This window comes from Xanthomonas sp. NCPPB 1128, assembly GCF_001043115.1.
GTDB lineage: Bacteria > Pseudomonadota > Gammaproteobacteria > Xanthomonadales > Xanthomonadaceae > Xanthomonas_A.
Window position 1 is genome coordinate 12,476 of record NZ_LFME01000005.1, and the last position, 18,762, is coordinate 31,237.

Here is an 18,762-nt window from a genome sequence, read left to right on the forward strand (position 1 = left end):
GGCTGAAGCCGCTCCTACGGATGTACGAGTGGCGCTTGTTAGTGGCTCGCGTCAGTCGAGCCGGGCGAAGCCGAACAGGCGCTTGAGCGGATGCGCGTGCCGCTCGATCTGCGCGCGCAGCAGGCCGGCGCCGATCATGCTGTAGGTGATGCCGTTGCCGCCGTAGGCCATCGCGAACTGCACGCGCGGACCATGCTGCGGGTGCGGGCCGAAGAACGGCAGGCCGTCCTCGGTCTCGGCGAAGGTGCCGGCCCAGGCGAAGGTCGGCTGCAGCTCCAGCCCGGGCATCACCTTGGCGATCTTGCGCGACAGCGTGCGTGCCTTGCTGTCCACGCGTGCGTCGCGACGCGCCGGCACATCCACGCTGTCGTCCTCGCCGCCGGCGACGATGCGGCCGTTGCCGGTACTGCGCAGGTACAGATACGGGCGCGCGCTTTCCCAGATCATGGTGTCGCGCAGCGGGCCGAGCACGGAGGGTTCCAGCGGGTCGCTGACGAAGGCGTAGCTGCTGCGGTTGCGCGCCACGCGCTGGTCGAGCCAGTGCTGGTTGGCGTAGCCGGCGGCCATCACCACGTGGCCGGCACGCACCTGCGCGCCCTGGTCGGTATGCAGGGTCACGCCGCGGCCATGGACCACGATCCGCGCGATGCGAGTGCGGTCGTAGACGCCGACACCGCGTCGGAAGGCGCGGCCGAGCAGACGGTAGGTGAGGCGGTATGGATCCACCCGCGCCGCCTGGTGGCTGAGGATCGCGCCGTGCGCCTGGAGGCCGTAGTCGGCGTCCAGCGCCTTCGCATCCAGCCATGCCACGTCCAGGCCGTGTCGCGCACGCACTTCCAGCTCTTCCTGCAGCACCCGCACGTGCCGGCGTTTGCTGGCGTAGTAAAGGCTGTCGTTCCAGCCGAAGTCGACATCGCGCAGTGGCCGCACCAGCTCGCGCAACTGCTCAAGGGCCTGCGCGCAGGCGCCATAGGCCAGTGCCGCAGCCGGTTCGCCATAGCGCTTGGCCAGGTCGATCAGGTGGGTGTCGATCTCGTACTGCAACAGGGCCGTGCTGGCCGCGGTGCTGCCCCAGCCGATGTCGCGCTGCTCCAGGAGCGTTACGGCGTGCCCGTGCGAGCTCAGTTCTTCGGCGATCAGCGCGCCGGTGATGCCGCCGCCGACGATGGCGACATCGCAGCGCACGTCGTCGCGCAGCTGCGGAAAACTCTGCATGAGGCCGTTGCGGACCGACCAGAAGGGATAACCGCTCTTGAGATCCATGACGCCCCGGCGCAGAAAGGATGTGCGACTTACGCGCAGCCCCGGTTAAGTCCGCGTGACGCGGCGCAAACGTCATGTTCGGGCAAACAGCCGCGATTAACCTCGGTGCAGAAGTCCCTCACATGGCGCTGTGTATGGTGCGCGCCAGTTCCACGAATTCCCTGTAGAGGAAGCGTCATGTCGGTCGTTCTGTACATCGGTGGCAGCAAGGACGGAGAGAAGGGCGTCGTCCCCTACGGTTTCCGCAAGTCCATGAAGGAAACCGAGGCCGGCCCGGAGATCTATGTCGAGCGCGTGCTGGCATTGAGCGACCGGCAGGTGCGGATCATGGCCCTGGAATCGCTGCAGGACGATATCGTGGTAGAACGCCTGCACAGGTATTATTCGCGTTGACGCCGGCATGCGAACCCCGGTGTGGCCGCTCGCCTAGGCGGGCCAGCGACGGTTCGCATCGACCTGCCATCGCCCATGCCCGCACCAGAAACCAGCAACCGCCCGGCGCCGCCGACGACCGTCGATCCTGACGCACCCACCGACATGTCCAACCAGCGCAGCGATATCTTCTTCGCTGCGGTGCAGACGACCCGCATGCCGATGATCGTGACCGATCCGCGGCAGCCGGACAACCCGATCATCTTCGTCAACCGCGCGTTCCTGGAGATGACCGGCTACGGCCGCGATGAGCTGATCGGCAACAATTGCCGCTTCCTGCAGGGGCCGGACACCGATCGCGAGACGGTGCGCAGCGTCCGCGATGCGATCACCTCGCATGACGAAGTGGCGGTAGAGATCCTCAACTACCGCAAGGACGGTTCCAGCTTCTGGAACGCGCTCTACATCTCCCCGGTCTACGACGACCGCGGCGAGTTGGTGTACTTCTTCGGTTCGCAGTTGGACGTCAGCCGTCGCCGGGATGCCGAGGACGCGCTGCGCCAGGCGCAGAAAATGGAAGCGCTGGGCCAGCTCACCGGCGGCATCGCGCACGACTTCAACAACCTGCTGCAGGTCATGTCCGGGTATCTGGAACTGATCGAGCATGCGGTCGAGAGCGAGCCGCTGAATCCGTCGCTGCTGCGCAAGAGCGTGGAGCGCGCACGCGATGCCGCAGGCCAGGCCGCGCGCCTGACCCAGCAGTTGCTGGCGTTCGCCCGCAAACAGAAGCTGGAAGGGCGCGTGCTCAACCTCAATGCCCTGGTGGCCGGGATGAGCGACGTGGCCGAGCGCACCCTGGGCGACGGCATCGCGTTCTCGCTGGAGCTGGCGCCGGACCTGCGCAACTGCCGGATCGACCCAACCCAGGCCGAAGTGGCGCTGCTGAACATCCTGATCAACGCCCGCGACGCGATGGCCGAACAGGCGGCGCCGCGCCTGGTGATCCAGACCCGCAACGTCTCGGTGCGCGCCGACGAGCCCACCACCTACGACAACTTGCTGCCCGGCCATTACGTGTGCGTGTCGATCACCGACAACGGCAGCGGCATGCCGCCGGAGGTGCTGGCGCGGGTGCTGGATCCGTTCTTCACCACCAAGGAAGAGGGCAAGGGCACCGGCCTGGGCCTGTCGATGGTGTATGGCTTCGCCAAGCAGTCCGGCGGCGCGGTGCGCCTGTATTCGGAGGATGGCCACGGCACCACCGTGCGCCTGTACTTCCCGATCGACGATAACGTCGAGAACATGGCGCCGCGCGATTCGCGCACGCGCCGTCCGTTCGATCGCCAGGGCGACGAGACCATCCTGATCGTCGAGGACCGGCCGGACATCGCCGAACTGGCGCGGCTGTTCCTGGAGGACCAGGGCTACGCCACGCACGTGGTGTACAACGCCCGCGAGGCGCTGGAGTTGCTCGACACCGGCGTGCACGTGGACCTGCTGTATTCGGACCTGATCATGCCCGGCGGCCTCAATGGCGTGATGCTTGCGCGCGAGGCGCGGCGGCGTCGGCCCAAGATCAAGGTGCTGTTGACCACCGGCTACGCCGAGTCCTCGATCGAGCGCACCGATGCCGGCGGCAACGAGTTCGACGTGCTGGCCAAGCCCTACAACCGCCAGGAACTCACCCGTAAGGTGCGCATGGTGCTGGACGGTCCCAACGGGGTCAGCTGACGCGACAGGTCGGCGCGCGCCTGTCAACGGGTTCCCCGGCGGCGCGCGCACTGCGAAAATGCGGGTTTTCCGCAAGGCGGCTTCGGCCGGACGCAATGCACGACACTCAGCTCGCCCAGCAGATCGCCAATACCATCGCCGCCGAGATCGGCGCGCAGCCGGCGCAGGCGCGCGCCGCCATCGCCCTGCTCGACGAGGGCGCCAGCGTCCCGTTCATCGCGCGCTACCGCAAGGAAGTCACCGGCGGGCTCGACGACACGCAGTTGCGCAACCTGGAAGTGCGCCTGACCTATCTGCGCGAGCTGGAAGAGCGCCGCGCCGCGGTGCTGGCAAGCATCGCCGAGCAGGGCAAGCTCAGCGACGAACTGCGTGCGGAGATCGTCGCCGCCGATACCAAGTCGCGGCTGGAAGATCTGTACCTGCCATACAAGCCAAAGCGCCGCACGCGCGCGCAGATCGCCCGCGAAGCCGGGCTGGAGCCGCTCGCCGACGGCCTGCTGGCCGATCAGACCCAGGTGCCGGAAACCTTCGCCGCCGGCTTCGTCGATGCCGACAAGGGCGTGGCCGACGTCAAGGCTGCCCTGGAAGGCGCGCGCGCGATCCTGATGGAGCGCTGGGGCGAAGACGCCGCGCTGGTCGGCGAACTGCGCAGCTGGCTGGGCGAGGTCGGGGTGATCCGTGCGCGCGTGGCCGAGGGCAAGGAGCAGGAAGGCGCCAAGTACCGCGACTACTTCGATCATGCCGAAGCACTGGCCAAAATCCCTTCGCACCGGCTGCTGGCGTTGTTCCGCGCGCGCCGCGAGGAGATCGTGTACCTGGAACTGGACCCCGGCAGCGAGGCCGAGGCCGGCCACCAGTACGCCGAGGGCCGCGTGGCGCTGCGCGCCGGCATCGCCAACCAGGGCCGGCCCGGCGACCGCTGGCTGCTGGATGCGTGCCGCCTGACCTGGCGCGCCAAGCTGCACATGCACCTGCTGCTGGACCTGTTCAATCAGGCCCGCGAAAAGGCCGAGGCCGAGGCGATCGCGGTGTTCGGCGACAATCTGCAGGACCTGATGCTGGCCGCGCCGGCCGGGCCGCGCGTGACCCTGGGCCTGGACCCGGGCATCCGTACCGGCTGCAAGATCGCGGTGGTCGACGCCACCGGCAAGCTGCTGGCCACCGACACCATCTATCCGCACGAGCCGCGTCGGCAGTGGGATCAGTCGCTGCACACGCTGCGGCAGCTGTGCACGCAGCACGGCGTGGAGCTGATCGCGATCGGCAACGGCACCGCCAGCCGCGAGACCGACAAGCTGGCCGCGGACCTGATCAAGCAGAACCCGCAACTGAAGCTGGAGAAGATCGTGGTCAGCGAGGCCGGCGCCTCGGTGTATTCGGCCTCCGAGTTCGCCGCCAAGGAGTTCCCGCAGCTCGACGTGTCGCTGCGCGGCGCGGTGTCGATCGCGCGGCGCCTGCAGGATCCGCTGGCGGAACTGGTGAAGATCGAACCCAAGGCGATCGGCGTGGGCCAGTACCAGCACGACGTCGACCAGTACCGCCTGGCGCGGGCACTGGACGCGCGCGTGGAGGACTGCGTGAACGCGGTCGGCGTGTACGTCAACACCGCCTCGGCGGCGCTGCTGTCGCGCGTGTCCGGGCTGTCGTCGAGCGTGGCTGAGAACATCGTGCGCCACCGCGACGACAACGGCACGTTCAAGCGCCGCAAGGACCTGCTCAAGGTGCCGCGGCTGGGCGACAAGACCTTCGAACAATGCGCCGGCTTCCTGCGCATCGCCGATGGCGAGGAGCCGCTGGACGCTTCGGCGGTGCACCCGGAAGCCTATCCGGTGGTGGAGCGCATCGTCGGCGCCACCGGCAAGCCGATCAAGGGGCTGATCGGCGACGGCGGCTTCCTGCGCGGACTCAAGCCGGACCAGTTCACCGACGAGACGTTCGGTGTGCCGACCGTGCGCGACATCCTCAAGGAGCTGGAAAAGCCGGGCCGCGACCCGCGCCCGGAGTTCAAGGCGGCGCGGTTCGCCGACGGCGTGGAGGACATCAAGGATCTCAAGCCCGGCATGGTACTGGAGGGCGTGGTCAGCAATGTCGCCGCCTTCGGCGCGTTCGTCGACATCGGCGTGCACCAGGACGGCCTGGTGCACATCTCTGCGCTCTCGGACAGCTACGTCAAGGATCCGCGCGACGTGGTCAAGGCCGGCGACATCGTCAAGGTCAAGGTGTTGGAAGTGGATGTGGCGCGCAAGCGCATCGCGCTGACCCGGCGCCTGGACGACACGCCGGCGCCGGTGCGTCCCGCCGACCGCGACAGCGGCGCGCGCAGTGCCGGCGGCCCGCCGCGGCGCGAGCGCGACGGGCGCGGCACCCCGGGCGGCGGCAACGCCAAGTCGCGTCCGGCCACGGCCGCGGCGCCGCCGGTCAACAGTGCGCTGGCCGACGCGTTCGCCCGCGCCAAGCGCGGCTGAGGTGGCAGGAGGAGCGCCGGTGCGCCTGCGCCGGTCGCTCCAATGACGACCGCTCGCTGCGGTCGTGCAACGCGGCCGATCAGGCCGATTCGACGCGCGGGTGCGGGTCGCTGGCGAGCGCGGCGGCTGGCGGCGTCACCAGCGATGCGGCCAGCCCGAGCAGCTTGACCGGGTCCACCGGCTTGCCCAGGTGCGCATCGAAGCCGGCCTCCAGAGCCAGCGCGCGATCCTCGCTGCGCACGTAGGCGGTCAGGGCGATGGCCGGGATGCGGCTGGCCGCTCCGGCGCCGCGGCTGCGGATGCTGCGGATCAGGCTGTGACCGTCGCGGCGCGGCATGCCCACGTCGCTGACCAGCAGCGCATATGGCCGCTCGCGCAGCAGCGCTTCGGCATCGTCGGCGCAGACCGCGGTCTCGACCACGGCACCGGCCTCCTGCAGGAAACGCTGGGTGACGCCGCGCGAATCCATGTCGTCGTCCACCACCAGCACGCGCACGCCATCCAGGCGCATGCCGCCACGACGCAGCATGCCGCCGGACAGCGCCGCGTCGCCGCCGCGGCGGATCGGATCCAGGCTCTGCAGATCGTTGCGCGGCAGCAGCAGGGTGAAGGTCGCACCCAGGCCGACGCCGTCGCTGCTGACCGACAATTGCCCTTGGTGCAGTTCGGCCAGTTGCTTGGCGATCGCCAGGCCCAGGCCGAGGCCGCCGGCGCTGCGCGTGCTGCTCGCGTCGGCCTGGCGGAAGCGGTCGAACACGTGCGGCAGGAACGCCGGGTCGATGCCGATGCCGGTATCGCCCACGGCGATGCGCACATGGGTGCTGGTGCTGTCCAGGGTCACCGTGACCGTGCCGGCGCTGGGGGTGAACTTGATCGCGTTGCCGACCAGATTGGTCAGCACCTGCTGCAGCCGCACCCGATCGCCCAGATAGGGCAGGGCGGGTGCTTCGTCGGCGACCAGCACGATGTCGATGCCCTTGTTCTGCGCGCCGGGGCGCGCCGCATCGATGGTCTCGCCCAGCAGCGCGCGCAGATCCACCTCGCCGGCTTCCAGGCGCACCTTGCCGGACAGGATGGCGCTCATGTCCAACAGGTCGTCGATGATCTGCGCCTGCGAGTGCGCGCTGCGCTCGATCACCTCCAGGCCCTTGGCCAGGTCCTTCTCGCGCACCGCGTCGTCCTGCATCAGCCGCGACCAGCCCAGGATCGCGTTGAGCGGCGTGCGCAGCTCGTGGCTGAGCGTGGCCAGGAATTCGTCCTTCATGCGGCTGGCGCGCTCGGCCTCGCTGCGCGCGCTCTGCTCGGCGGCGAGCAGCTGCTGCAGGCGCAGATCGGTGCCGCGGCGTTCGATGATGATGCCGGCCAGGTGCGAGGCCGAGCGCGCCAGGTCCTGTTCGTGCGGGTTGGGGTAGTGCACGAACGGGTAGTACAGCGCGACCACGCCCAGCACTTCGCCGTCGCTGGCCAGGATCGGCGTCGAGCAGCAGGCGACGATGTCCGCCTCCAGGGCGGTGGTCAGATAGTCCTGCCAATGCGGATTCACCCGCACGTCGCTGCACAGCACCTGCCGGCGCAGATAGGCGGCGCGACCGCAGCAGCCGGTATTGGGATTGATCGGCAGGCGCTGCACCGCCTTGCGGAAGGCGGGCGGCATGCTCGGCGCGGCCCCTTCCAGCAGGCACTGGCGGTGCTCGTCGACCAGCATGATGGTGCAGCGCAGGCCGACATCGCTCTGCGACTCGATGCCCCGCGCGATGGCCTCCAGCACGGTGTTGAGCGGCTTGCCGGTGGTGATCATCGCCAGCGCCGCGCGCTCGGCGGCGGTGGCATTCTCGATGCGCTTGCGTTCGGCGATGTCCAGCAGCGAGCCGATGAAGCCGAGGAACTGGCCCGACGAACTGAAGCGCGGCGTGGCGGTATCCACGCACCAGCGGTATTCGCCGTCGTGGCGGCGCAGGCGGTATTCCACCGTGTAGGCGCGGCGGTCGGCGCAGGCACGCGCCAGGGTGCGGCCGACCGAGGCAAGGTCGTCTGCATGGAGCATTTCCTGCCAGCCGCTGCCCAGCGCCTCCTGCTCGCTCTGCCCGGTGAACAGATACCACTGGCGGCTGACGTACTCGCAATCGCCGTCGGCATTGGACATCCAGATCATCACCGGCGCGTTGTCGCACAGCTGGCGGAAGCGCAGCTCGCTCTCCTGTAGGCGCTGTTCGACCAGGCGGCGGTCGTGGATGTCGGTATTGGTGCCGATCCAGCGCACGATGCGGCCGCTTTCGTCGCGGATCGGCAGGGCCCGGCCGAGATGCCAGCGGTACTCGCCGTCGTGGCGACGCAGCGGATACTCGATCTCGTACGGCTTGCCGCTGCGCAGCGCCTCCGGCCACACCTCCATCACCCGCGTCAGGCCTTCCTCGGTGTGTACCTTGCGCCAGCTCTCGTAGCCGGCCTCACCGACAGCCAGCCCGGTGTACTCGTACCAGCGGCGATTGAAGTAGTCGACGTGGCCGTCGGGCATGGCGGTGAACACGATCTGCGGCATCGCATCGGCCAGTTCGCTCAGACGCGCGGCGCTGCTGGCCAGTTCATCTTGCGCACCCGCGCGTTGCATCGATTCCCAGCAGCGTGCCGCCACCAGCCGCACCAGCTCGATCTCGGCCGAGGTCCACACGCGCGGATGTGCCTGGTGCACGCCGATCGCGGCCACCAGGCGGCCGGCCTTATGCAGCGGCGCAGTAAGCACCGCGCGCATGCCCAGGCGACGGTAGTTGGGGTCGTCCAGGCGCATCGGCGGCTGGTGGGTCTCGGTGTCCTGCACCACCCACGGCCGGTTTTCGCGCATGCACTCCAGCAGGTCGCTGCCGAAATCGCTGAAGCGCGAGCGCCCGAGCAGGTGCGAGGCGCCGTCGACGTAGTCGGCGCGCACGTCGAACACGTCCTCATCGGCCTCGACGATCGCGTAGGCGCAGCGATTGGCGCCGAGGTGCTGGCCGAGCAGGGCGGCACCGGTCTCGCAGATGGCTTCGGTGCTGTGCAGGTTCTGCAGGGTGTCCTCGAGCATCAGCAGGAAGCTGTCGTGCGCTTGCGCGCGCGCCTGTTCGGTGCGGTCGATCCCGTGTACCAGGATCCCGCTGACCTTGCCTTCGGCGTCGTGCATCGGCTGGTACACGCATTCCAGCGTGGTTTCCGAGGTCGCTTCGTGCGGGCTGCGGCACAATTGGAAGGTCATCGACTCGTCGATGAAGGCCTGGCCGCTGGTCCGGACATTGTCGAGCAGGCCGATGACGCCCTGCTGCTGGATTTCGGGAATGGCCTCGGTCAGCGGCCGGCCAACCACCTCGCGCGGTCCGACCAACTGCTGGTAGCGCCGGTTGACGGTCTCGATCACGTAATCCGGGCCGCGCAGGATCGCCAGCGCCGCCGGCGACTGCTCGAAGGCGTCGGCCATCTGCGCACGTTGCGCGTCCAGCGCCTTCAGCAGCGTGTCGCGTTCGCGCGCCAGGGTGATCCGCGCGGTGTCCTCGGTGCACACGCACAGCACACCGGCGATGCGGCCCTCGTCGTCGAACAGCGGGCTGTAGGAGAAGGTGAAATACACCTGCTCGCTGTAGCCGTTGCGCAGCATCGTCAACGGGATATGTTCGTTCCAGGTCGATTCGCCGCTGACCATCACCCGGTCGGCCTGTGCCCGCACCTCCGGCCAGACGTCCGGCCACACCTCCTCCATCGGCCGCGCGAAGCCCTGCGGATGCCGCAACCCGAGGATCGGCACGTAGGCGTCGTTGTAGAGGTTGAACTGCCGTTCGCCCCAGCGCACCGCCATCGGGAACCGCGAGTTCAGGCAGATCGACAGCGCGGTCAGCAGGCTCCGCGGCCACTGCTCCATCGGGCCAAGTTCGTGCTCACGCCAATCGATGGCGCGCAGCAAGGCCCCCGTAGCGCTGCCGGCGGGAAACCGGACAGGAGGCGGCGAACAGTCCTTGGCGTTGATGGCTGAGTCCCTCGAATCGTTCCGCCAGGCGGCGGGCTACAACCGGGGATTCTCAGGGGCGTGCGGTGGTCTTGGCGTGAGCGTCCTGCAACGCCTTGATCAGCTGTTCGGACAGGTAAGGCTTGGTCAGCACCACGCCGGCGGCGAAGCCGGTGGGCAGGGCATCGGCAGCCACGCCAGTGGCGAGCACGAAGGGGGTCCCGCGTTCGCTCAGCGCCCGGGCCACCGGTTCACTGGTTTCGCCGGCGGAGAGGCGGAAGTCGAGCACGGCCCGGTCCGGGCGTTCGCTGTCGATCAGCGCAAGGGCCTGCTGCACGGATGCGGCGACGCCGACCACCTCGGCACCGGCCTGGGCAAGCTGCAACTCCAGCAGCGTGGCGTTCATCTCGTCGTTCTCGACCACCAGGATACGCAGGCCCCGCAATGCCGACATCGCTTGCTCGTTAAGGTTTGGGAACGGAAAGTATAGCGGGACCGTCACGGCCGCCGCCTAGACAAACGAGTGCAGGAAGATGAAGCGTTTACCTGCAATCGCCGTCGACGTATGCGACGCGGTCGCGAAAAAAACAAACGGCAGCCGAAGCTGCCGTCAGTCCTGGTGCCGAAGGTGGGACTCGAACCCACACGCTTTTAAGGGCGGCGGATTTTGAGTCCGCTGCGTCTACCGATTCCGCCACTTCGGCGCGGCCGCGGAGTATAGCCGACAGTTCGGTCGCGCCGCCAGCGGGTCCGCATTCGCCGTCGAGGCCTGGCAGGTGAGGGGCGTTGGCGGAGATCGAGGCGTTCTTGAACTTCTCTCTCTCTATCTATCTACAAGCGGTGCGCCGTTGCTGCTTCCTTCGCTGCGCGCTTGCCGGGTACGCTTTCGCGTTGTGCCGATATCGGCAATCGCAGGTGACGGGTGCCGACGTGGCTGCCGGGGCGACTTCGCGTCGCGCGTCGTCGCGAACGCAGGTCGCATCGGTGGTGTGGCGGGAGGCGCGCACCTCGCGCAATGCAGGCGTGCGCTGATTTCATTGGGCGTGGCGAGGGCTGCTGCGAGGTCGCCAACGATCCGCAAAAAAACGCTTGCGTGTGCCGATCACGATCGTTAATATTCCGCTCCTCGCAGCACGTGGGGCCATAGCTCAGCTGGGAGAGCGCTTGCATGGCATGCAAGAGGTCGCCGGTTCGATCCCGGCTGGCTCCACCAACTTTTCGGACATAGGCCGTCCGCAAAGGCGACATCGTTACACAGCGTCCCCATCGTCTAGAGGCCTAGGACATCACCCTTTCACGGTGGCGACCGGGGTTCGAATCCCCGTGGGGACGCCATTTTTCTCAGGAATTCCTCGCGCGCATCCGGGTTCGGCTCTGCCGAACATAGTGAGTGCGGGGTTTGTACATCGGAAGAAAGTCGGGTAAGATTCCGCTTCTGCCAGTACACGTGGGGCCATAGCTCAGCTGGGAGAGCGCTTGCATGGCATGCAAGAGGTCGCCGGTTCGATCCCGGCTGGCTCCACCAACTTTTCGGACATAGGCCGTCCGCAAAGCAACATCGTTATCCGCGTCCCCATCGTCTAGAGGCCTAGGACATCACCCTTTCACGGTGGCGACCGGGGTTCGAATCCCCGTGGGGACGCCATTCTTCGAAAACACCCGGCATTGCCGGGTGTTTTTTTATGCGTGGTGTGCACGTTGGCGTTGTCCTCGCAGAGGATCGCCACGCGTGTGCTGCAAGCGGGTGGACGGCCTGCCTCTTGGGCAGCGGTGCCTGCTCCTGCTTTCCCTGACTGCGTGCGTGAACCCCTCTCCCAAGGGGAGAGGGGCTTTGTTCCTTCTCCCTCCGGGAGAAGGTGCCCCGCAGGGGCGGATGAGGGTGCGGACGCTCATGGCATTCCAACCGTCGGGACATGCGCCTTGGCATTTCGACGTTGCGTGGCTGCGCTCCGTACCCTCACCCCAACCCCTCTCCCGGAGGGAGAGGGGCTTTTGACTCCCTCTCCGTTCGGGACAGTGAGCTGGTGCTGCATGGGGGAGGGACAGTTGCGCCAGCTCAGCGCAGCAGCCGGCGGATCTGCAGGATCGCCTGCGGCGTGCATTGCACGCTGTGTCCGGAGACGATCACCGTTTCCGATGCGGCGCCGGGCAGGTGGGCGCTCCAGTACGGCACGATGCCGTCGCTGGACTGCGCAAGCGGCACGCGCGGATCCTCCTGCCCGATGATGGAGTTGTAGGTCACCTTTGGTGAGATCGGCAACTGCGCCGCGGCGAGGATGAAGGGATCCCGGTCGCTGAGGCTGTCGACGCTGTTGGGCAGTGCGCCGAGCATGTCCTTGCCGGCGATGTCCTTGAACTGATCGAGGACGCGCCGGGGCAGGCCGATCACGGTGCGGGCCAGTTCGCCAAGCGGGCCGGCGGCCTCCGGTGTGCCACGCTGTGGCGTGGCCAGGAAGATCGCCTCGGACACCTCCGGCATCGGCGCGAAATGCAGCATCGGTCCGAGCCTGGCCTGCATTGCCTGGCGGGCCTTGGGATCCAGGGCCGCATCGTCGAACAGGGTTCGCCACAACCGCTCGCCGTCGCTGGAGGACACCATCAGTCGCGCCAGCACGCCGCCCATGCTGTGCCCGATCAGCACCATGTCGTGTGCGGAGACGCTGCGACGCTGCGGATCGAACTGGTCCAGCGTCTGCTCCAGCGCGTTTCGCACTTGCAGATGGGTATAGGGAATCGGCAGGTTGGTCGGGTAGTACACCAGCCAGATCTGGTAGCGCGCACGGACCTGCGGATCGCCGAGCAGGTCGTTGGCCAGGTTGACCCAGGCCTCCGGGCTGCTGGCCAGCCCGTGCAGCAGTACCAACACGCGCCGGTGCGGGTCGTAGGGCTGGGTCATGAACACCTGCGGCCGGTCGATGCCGTGCCCGAGGCCGAGCAGGGTGCGCAGCGATTGCGCGGCGAAGCCGGCGCGCGCCATCCACACGCCATAGCCGGCGCTGAAGTTGGCCGCCAACGGCACGTCGACACCGCCCATCGCCACCCGCTCGCTGATCGAAGGATCGTGGACTTCCACATGCGCGCTGTGGCTGGCCAATACCTCTTCGCGGGTGCGGCCGTCGAAGCGCAGCAACACTGTGAGGTTGGGCGTGGGCATGTCGCTGTAGGTGGGCGCGGCTTCGGTACCGCCGATGGCGTCCGCCGTCGGCTGCGGCAGGATCGCAACCATTTCCGCGCCGAATCCGTCGCGCCGATACACGCTGCGCAACCCGTCGAAGCGCAGGCCGCTGGCCGCCAGCATCGCCTCGGGCATCGGCATGTCCTGCAGGCTGCCCATGCCGTTGGCATCCAGCGTCACCGTCCAGTCGGCCAGGGTGGCGATGGGCGCATCGGCATCGTGGGTGGTGGGCGGATGCCGCCGGTAGCGCGCGAACAGAGCGGTCACCGCCTGCTGCACGGCGTAGTTGTAGTAGTCGCGCACCTGGGTCTGGCGTTCTTCGAAGGCGCGTTCGCTGGGCGTGCGTCCGCTGAAGAACAGGTAGGCGTAGGCATAGCGCGCGGTCTGCAGCCAGCCGGCCAGGGTGGCATCGCTGTCCGCTTGTCGTCTGGCAGCGCCTTGCGCGGCCAGCAGCGACAGCTCCGCCGCCGTCGCCAGGGCGCGTTCCTGGTCCATGTCGGCAGTGCCGAGCAACCGGTCGAGGCACGGCGGCACCGTCGCCGTACAGCGTGCCGCGTCCAGGCCGGCGACGTTCAGCGTCTGCAGCGCGGCGTCGCTGAGGCGCGCGGCGCTCAGCGCGTCGCCGCGCTTGGCCTGGATGTAGCGCGCCGCATCCACCCGCTGCAGGGTGACGCTGGCGCAGCCGCTCGCGCACAGCGCCAGGCCAAGCGCGACGCAGGCCAGCGCCACGCGGTGCCTGCGCTGCCGCCTCATGCCGCAGCCTTCGCCGGCATGTCGGCGCGGCGCGCGAACAGCAGGTCGTACAGCACCGGGATCACCCCCAGCGTCACCAGCGTGCCCAGGGCCAGGCCGCCGATCATGGTGATGGCCATGCCGGTCCACAGCGGGCCGGCGAACAGCATCAGCGGGATCAGGCCGACGATGCAGGTCAGCTTGGTCATCACGATCGGGCGCAGGCGCTTGACCGCGGCGGCGATCACCGCTTCGTGCCGGTCCAGGCCATCGGCCAGTTCGGCCTCGATCCGCTCCAGCAGCAGTACCGCGTTGTTGACGATGATCCCGGCCAGCGCGAGCAGGCCGAAGGTGGCCATGAAGCCGAACGGATAGCCGGTGACCAGCAGGGCGAGGGTGGCGCCGATCAGCACGAACGGAATGCTGGCGACCACGATGAACAGCTTCCGGAACGAATTGAATTGCCACACGAACAGCAGCAGGATCGCGCCCAGCGCATGCGGCATGTACTGCAGCAGCGCCTGGTTGGCTTCGGCGGCGTCCTCCAGTTCGCCGCCCATCTCGATGCGGTAGCCCGGCGGCAGGCGCAGCGCCGCCACCTTGTCGGCCAGCGCGTCCACTACCTGGTCGGTGGTCAGGTCCGGGTTGCGGCCGGTGATGGTGATGGCGCGGCTCAGGTTGCGGCGCTGGATCGTCGAGGGCTCGGAGCTCAGTTGGATGTCGGCGATCGCCGACAGCGGCAGCGGTGCGGCGCCTGACGAGGGATAGATCGGCGTGTTGCCGGGATTGCCGCCGCGCGCACGCGGGTCACTGTCGCCGCGCAGCACGATCGGCACATTGCTGCCGTCGTCGTGGATCACCGAGGCGTCCACGCCGCCGTAGCGCAGTTGCAGCGCCTGGGCGATGTCCTCGCTGGCGATGCCGGCGCGGCGCGCCTTGGCCTGGTCCACCTGCACCACGTAGCGTGGGATGCGGCTGTCCCAGTCGTCGCTGACGTCCAGCGTGCCGGGCAGGGCGCGCAAGGCGTCGGCGATGCCGGCGGCGAGGCGGCGCAACTGCGCCTCGTCCGGGCCGATCACCCGGTAGATCGCCACGCCAGATTCGGTCGAGCCCAGCGAAAAGCGCTTGGGCTCGGCGCGCACCGCCGGATAGGCCTGGCGCAGGTGGGTGCGCACGTTGGCGATCAGCGCGTCGATGTCGCTGCCCGGCTGCACGCTGACGGTGAAGTAGGCGATGTTGGCCGCCGGCAGCGGCGGGTTCAGTCCGAGCACGATGCGCGGGCCGCCGTCGGCGACGTAGCCGATGCTGTCGACGATCTGCGGGTTCTGGCGGCGGTCGGCCAGCCACTGGCTGATCGACTGCACGGTGCGCAGAGTCTCGCGCGCATCGCTGCCCGGTTGCAGGGTCACCGGCATCTGGAACTGCAGGCGGTCGGACTTGGGCAGGAAGCTGTAGGGCACCGAGACCAGCACGGTCACCGCCAGAGCCAGCAGGGCGAGCATGCTGCCCAGGAACAGCGCCTTGTGCGCCAGCAACGCCTCGATCGCGCGCCGGTACAGGCGATACGGTTTGGACGTGTAGCTCTCGCCGTGGCCATCGGCGGGCGCGGCATGCGCGCGGGCGAAGTACATGCACAGCAGCGGGGTGATGGTGATGCTGAGCAGCCAGGAGCCGAGCAGGGTCACCGCCAGCACGATCGCCAGCGAGCGCATGTATTCGTTGGTACTGGTCTGGCCGAAGAAGAACGGCGAGAACGCCAGCACGATCACCAGTGAGGACGTCAGCAGCGGGATCGCCAGGCTGCGGCCGGCCGCCTCGCAGGCGGCGCGGCGTTCCTCGCCTGCGGCCAGGCGCCGCTCGATGTCCTCGGCGATGACGATGCCGTTGTCCACCAGCAGGCCCAGCGTCAGGATGATCGCGGCGATGGACACGGTCTGCAGTTCCACGTTCAGCGCCCGCATCGCGATCAGCGCGCCGAGGATGGTCAGCGGCACGATCGCGCCGACGATCAGGCCGGTGCGCCAGCCGAGAAACAGCATCACCACCGCCATCACAATGACGATGGTTTCGCCCATGACGTGGTGCATCTTGCCCATCTCGCGCTCGACCACGTCGGCCTGGAAGGTGACCACGTGCTGCGCGAAGCCCACCGGCAGCGCCTTGGCGGTCTCGCCCAGGGTGCGCCGCAGTGCCTTGCCGACCTCGGCGACGTTGTTGCCCGGCGCCATCGACACCGCCACCACCACCGCCGGCTGGCCCTGGTAGATCGCGCCGGCCTCCGGCGGATCCGCCGGCGTCAGCTCGATGCGCGCCAGTTGCGCCAGCGGGAGTTGCCGCGGGCCGTCGGTGCCCTGTGTGGCGATCGGGGCATTGCGCAGCTCGTCGAGGTCGTGCACTTCGCCGGAGGTGGTCACCGTCATCGCCATGCCCGATGCCGCGACCAGGCCGCCGCCGGCGACCACGTTCTGCGCGCGCAGTTGCTGCGCGACCGCGGCCGGGGTGAGACCAGCCTCGCCCAGTTTGGTGCGGTCGAAGGCGACATAGACGCGCTCGTCCTGCAGGCCGTGGAAGGTGACCCGCTCGACGCCCGGCACGGCGTACAACTGCGCGCGCATCTGCCGCAGCGGCCCGAGCATCTCGGCGGTGTTGAAGCCGGGCGCGGTGACCGCGATCGAGGCGATGGCGACGCGGCCGAAGTCGTCGTCCACCAGCGGCCCCTGGGTGCCCGTGGGCAGCTCGGCGCCGGCCTCGGCCGCCTTGCTGCGCACACGCTGCCACAGCGCCGGCAGATCCTTGACGCTGTCCTGCGCAGTGACCTGCACGATGGCGCTGCCGGGATGGATGGTGGTGACGATCTTTTTCAGGCCGCTGACCTCGCGCAGCCGTTCCTCCAGCGGGCGCGCGAGCAGGTTCTCCACGCGTTCGCTGGGCATGCCGGGGAAACCGACCTGCACGATCGCATCGCGCACGGTCACGCTGGGCTCCTCCTGCGAGGGAAAGCCGAGGAAGGTGACGATGCCGCCGATCAGGATCAGGGCGGCGCTGAACAGCGCCAGGCGGCTGGACTGCAGGGTGGCGCGGGTCAGGTTCATGGCGAGACGGTGCCGAGGCGGGTGGTGGGACGGAACGGCACGACGTGCTGGCCGTCGTGGAGGAAGGCGGCGCCGGCGGCGACGATGCGTTCGCCGGGGGCCAGGCCGCGCACGATCTGCACGCGGTCGCCATCGCTGCGGCCGGTGCCGACCTTGCGGCGGCGCACACTGCCGTTGTCCTGGCGGTACACGAACACCATGGTCTGGCCATCGGCCATGCTCGGAATCAGCGCGCTCAGCGGCACGCTCGTTGCTTGACTGGCGTCGCTATCGGGCAGGGCCAGCAGCAGCGATTCGCCGCTGCGCGGTTGTGTCGCATCGGTGCCGGTGCTGTCGAAAAGCGCCTGCACCGTGGCGCCGCCGTCCACACGTTCGGAGACGCTGCGCAGGCGCAGCGGCAGGGCCTGTTGCGGCGCGCTGCTGCGGTAGGCAAGGACGCGCTGGCCGGGTTGCAGCGCCGCCGCGCGATCGGCCGGCAGTGTCGCCAGCACCTGCGCGCGATCGGCGCCGTCCACTTGCAGCACCGGCTGGCCGGCGCTGACCAAGGTATCGGGCTGCTGCAGCCGCGCCACCACGCTGCCGTCGAACGGGGCGCGCAGTTCGGACTGGCGCACCGCGCGGCGTGCCAGCGCCAGGTCCGATTGCGCGCTGCGGACCCGCGCCTGCGCTGCGGCGAAGGCGCTCTTGGCGGCGGTCAGGGTTGCCGCCGAGGCGGCGCCGTCGTCGAACATGGCCTGTTGCTGGGCGAGCTGGGTCTGTTGCTGCTGCAGATCGGCCGCGGCGATGCCGACGCCGGCCTCGGCCTGCTGTAGGCGCAGGCTGTTCGGTTCCGGATCAAGGCGCGCCAGTACCTGGCCGGCGCGCACGTGGTCGCCCACGTCCACACTGATGGCGGCGATGCGGCCGCCACCCTCGAAGCCGAGGTCGGCGCGTTGTTGCTGGCGCACCTGCGCGAGGTAGCGGGTGCTGTCGCGCGCGGTATCGCGGCCGACGGTTTCCAGCTTGACCGCGCGCGGCGCGTCGGCGGTCGGTGCGGCCTCGCGGGCGCAGCCGGACAGCGCCAGCGCGGCCAGTGGCAGGCACAGCGTGAGAAGCAGGGTGGGGCGCAGGGTCATGGTCGGCGGTGTCCCGGAAGCGATCAGAATGTGTAGGTGACGGTGGCGCCGCCGCCGGCAGCGGCGCGGCGACGCACCACCGGGCTGCCGTCGGCGGGGCCGACGTAGCGGGTGGCGTTGAGTAGCAGTGAGGCGGTCCAGTGCGGCGACAAGGTGTGGTCCCATTCGGCGCCGGCCGTGTAGGCGTACACGCCGGCATCGGCGCGGTGCGGTTGCAAGCCGCTGGTCGCGCTCTGCGTATCGGTGACGCCGAAGTAGGCCTGGTTGAAGCGGCGGTCGCCGACGTGCGCATCCAGGTCCAAGGTCACGTTGTCGGCCGCGGCCTGCAGCAGGGTGAAGCGCGCTCCGGCGCGGTAGCGGTTGCGGCGCGCGCCGTCCTTCAGCGTGAACTCCGCCTCGGCATCCAGCGCCAGGTACGGGGTGAGCTGCTGCATGACCAGGCTGCGCGCGGTGATCGCGCCGGGCACGTCGCCCATGCCGGCCAGGCGCTTGGAGCCGGGGCGCCAGCTGCTGTCGCGCTGCAGGCGGCCCAGGTCGTAGCCGAACGACTGGCTGGCGGAGAAGCCGTGCGCATTCTGGAACTGCACGCCGGCGCCGCGCACCGTGTCCGCGAACAGGATGCCGCGCTGCACCGAGAACACCGTCACCGCCTGCACGCGATCGTCGGCGGAACCGGCATAGCGCGGGGTCAGCATGGCGCCGGCGCCCACGTTCAATTGGGTGCGGTCGCCGAACAGGCCGGCGCTGGGTGCCGGGTCGGGGTCTGCGGCATGTGCGGCCGGCGGCAGCGCCAGCACCGCCACGGTCAGCGTTGGCGAGAGAATGGAAAGCACATGTTTCATCGGGGCAA

The 18,762-nt window shown here is 68.9% G+C and carries 11 protein-coding genes and 5 tRNA genes; 8 read left to right on the forward strand and 8 right to left on the reverse strand.

Going from position 1 to position 18,762, the window contains the following annotated elements; all coding sequences use genetic code 11:
• Window positions 1–51: 51 nt before the first annotated feature.
• Complete coding sequence (locus tag ACP93_RS05225) at window positions 52–1,263, reverse strand: NAD(P)/FAD-dependent oxidoreductase (protein WP_048489720.1); 1,212 nt, start codon at window positions 1,261–1,263, stop codon at window positions 52–54.
• Between the two features lie 177 nt (window positions 1,264–1,440).
• Between ACP93_RS05225 and ACP93_RS05230 the strand changes: the two genes are divergently transcribed.
• The 3 genes from ACP93_RS05230 to ACP93_RS05240 all read left to right on the forward strand — a co-directional run bounded on the left by ACP93_RS05230 (window position 1,441) and on the right by ACP93_RS05240 (window position 5,831).
• Window positions 1,441–1,656 carry a hypothetical protein gene (locus ACP93_RS05230; protein WP_017907884.1) on the forward strand — a complete coding sequence of 72 codons (216 nt, stop codon included), beginning with the start codon at window positions 1,441–1,443 and terminating at the stop codon, window positions 1,654–1,656.
• A gap of 75 nt (window positions 1,657–1,731) precedes the next feature.
• The gene (locus ACP93_RS05235; protein ID WP_048489721.1) at window positions 1,732–3,366 is read left to right on the forward strand and encodes a hybrid sensor histidine kinase/response regulator; all 1,635 of its coding nucleotides are present in this window, start codon (window positions 1,732–1,734) and stop codon (window positions 3,364–3,366) included.
• Between the two features lie 95 nt (window positions 3,367–3,461).
• A complete protein-coding gene (locus ACP93_RS05240; RefSeq protein WP_048489722.1) occupies window positions 3,462–5,831 on the forward strand; it encodes a Tex family protein in 2,370 nt (789 codons plus the stop codon).
• Window positions 5,832–5,910: 79 nt separating this feature from the next.
• Here the strand turns inward: ACP93_RS05240 and ACP93_RS05245 are convergent, their stop codons facing one another.
• The 3 genes from ACP93_RS05245 to ACP93_RS05255 form a co-directional block, all read right to left on the reverse strand.
• Entirely contained in the window at window positions 5,911–9,714 is a 3,804-nt protein-coding gene (locus ACP93_RS05245) for a PAS domain-containing protein (RefSeq protein WP_228135959.1), read from the reverse strand.
• Between the two features lie 157 nt (window positions 9,715–9,871).
• The gene (locus ACP93_RS05250; RefSeq protein WP_048489724.1) at window positions 9,872–10,252 is read right to left on the reverse strand and encodes a response regulator; all 381 of its coding nucleotides are present in this window, start codon (window positions 10,250–10,252) and stop codon (window positions 9,872–9,874) included.
• Window positions 10,253–10,415: 163 nt separating this feature from the next.
• Window positions 10,416–10,502, reverse strand: a tRNA-Leu gene (locus ACP93_RS05255).
• An 82-nt stretch (window positions 10,503–10,584) separates the two neighbouring features.
• On the opposite strand from ACP93_RS05255, the gene ACP93_RS22115 reads away from it, so the two are divergent.
• From ACP93_RS22115 to ACP93_RS05275, 5 genes are all read left to right on the forward strand, one after another.
• Window positions 10,585–10,830: a hypothetical protein gene (locus ACP93_RS22115; protein WP_157862428.1), complete on the forward strand. Its 246-nt coding sequence runs from the start codon at window positions 10,585–10,587 to the stop codon at window positions 10,828–10,830.
• A gap of 105 nt (window positions 10,831–10,935) precedes the next feature.
• Window positions 10,936–11,011 (forward strand) — tRNA-Ala (locus ACP93_RS05260).
• A 46-nt stretch (window positions 11,012–11,057) separates the two neighbouring features.
• Window positions 11,058–11,133: transfer RNA gene (locus ACP93_RS05265), tRNA-Glu, on the forward strand.
• 114 nt (window positions 11,134–11,247) lie between these two features.
• Window positions 11,248–11,323, forward strand: a tRNA-Ala gene (locus ACP93_RS05270).
• A gap of 44 nt (window positions 11,324–11,367) precedes the next feature.
• Window positions 11,368–11,443: transfer RNA gene (locus tag ACP93_RS05275), tRNA-Glu, on the forward strand.
• 411 nt (window positions 11,444–11,854) lie between these two features.
• Here ACP93_RS05275 and ACP93_RS05280 read toward each other — a convergent pair.
• Genes ACP93_RS05280 through ACP93_RS05295 form a run of 4 tightly spaced genes read right to left on the reverse strand, consistent with a single transcriptional unit; the run spans window position 11,855 to window position 18,754 of the window.
• Window positions 11,855–13,726, reverse strand: coding sequence for a lipase family alpha/beta hydrolase (locus tag ACP93_RS05280; RefSeq protein ID WP_048489725.1), 1,872 nt, complete (start codon window positions 13,724–13,726; stop codon window positions 11,855–11,857).
• Window positions 13,723–16,797 carry an efflux RND transporter permease subunit gene (locus ACP93_RS05285; protein ID WP_048489726.1) on the reverse strand — a complete coding sequence of 1,025 codons (3,075 nt, stop codon included), beginning with the start codon at window positions 16,795–16,797 and terminating at the stop codon, window positions 13,723–13,725. The genes ACP93_RS05280 and ACP93_RS05285 overlap by 4 nt, the downstream gene beginning before the upstream one ends.
• Window positions 16,794–17,912, reverse strand: a complete 1,119-nt coding sequence (locus tag ACP93_RS05290) for an efflux RND transporter periplasmic adaptor subunit (RefSeq protein WP_048489727.1) — start codon at window positions 17,910–17,912, stop codon at window positions 16,794–16,796. Before ACP93_RS05290 ends, ACP93_RS05285 begins: the two co-directional genes overlap by 4 nt.
• Before the next feature lie 23 nt (window positions 17,913–17,935).
• The gene (locus ACP93_RS05295; RefSeq protein ID WP_048489728.1) at window positions 17,936–18,754 is read right to left on the reverse strand and encodes a MipA/OmpV family protein; all 819 of its coding nucleotides are present in this window, start codon (window positions 18,752–18,754) and stop codon (window positions 17,936–17,938) included.
• Window positions 18,755–18,762: the final 8 nt, after the last annotated feature.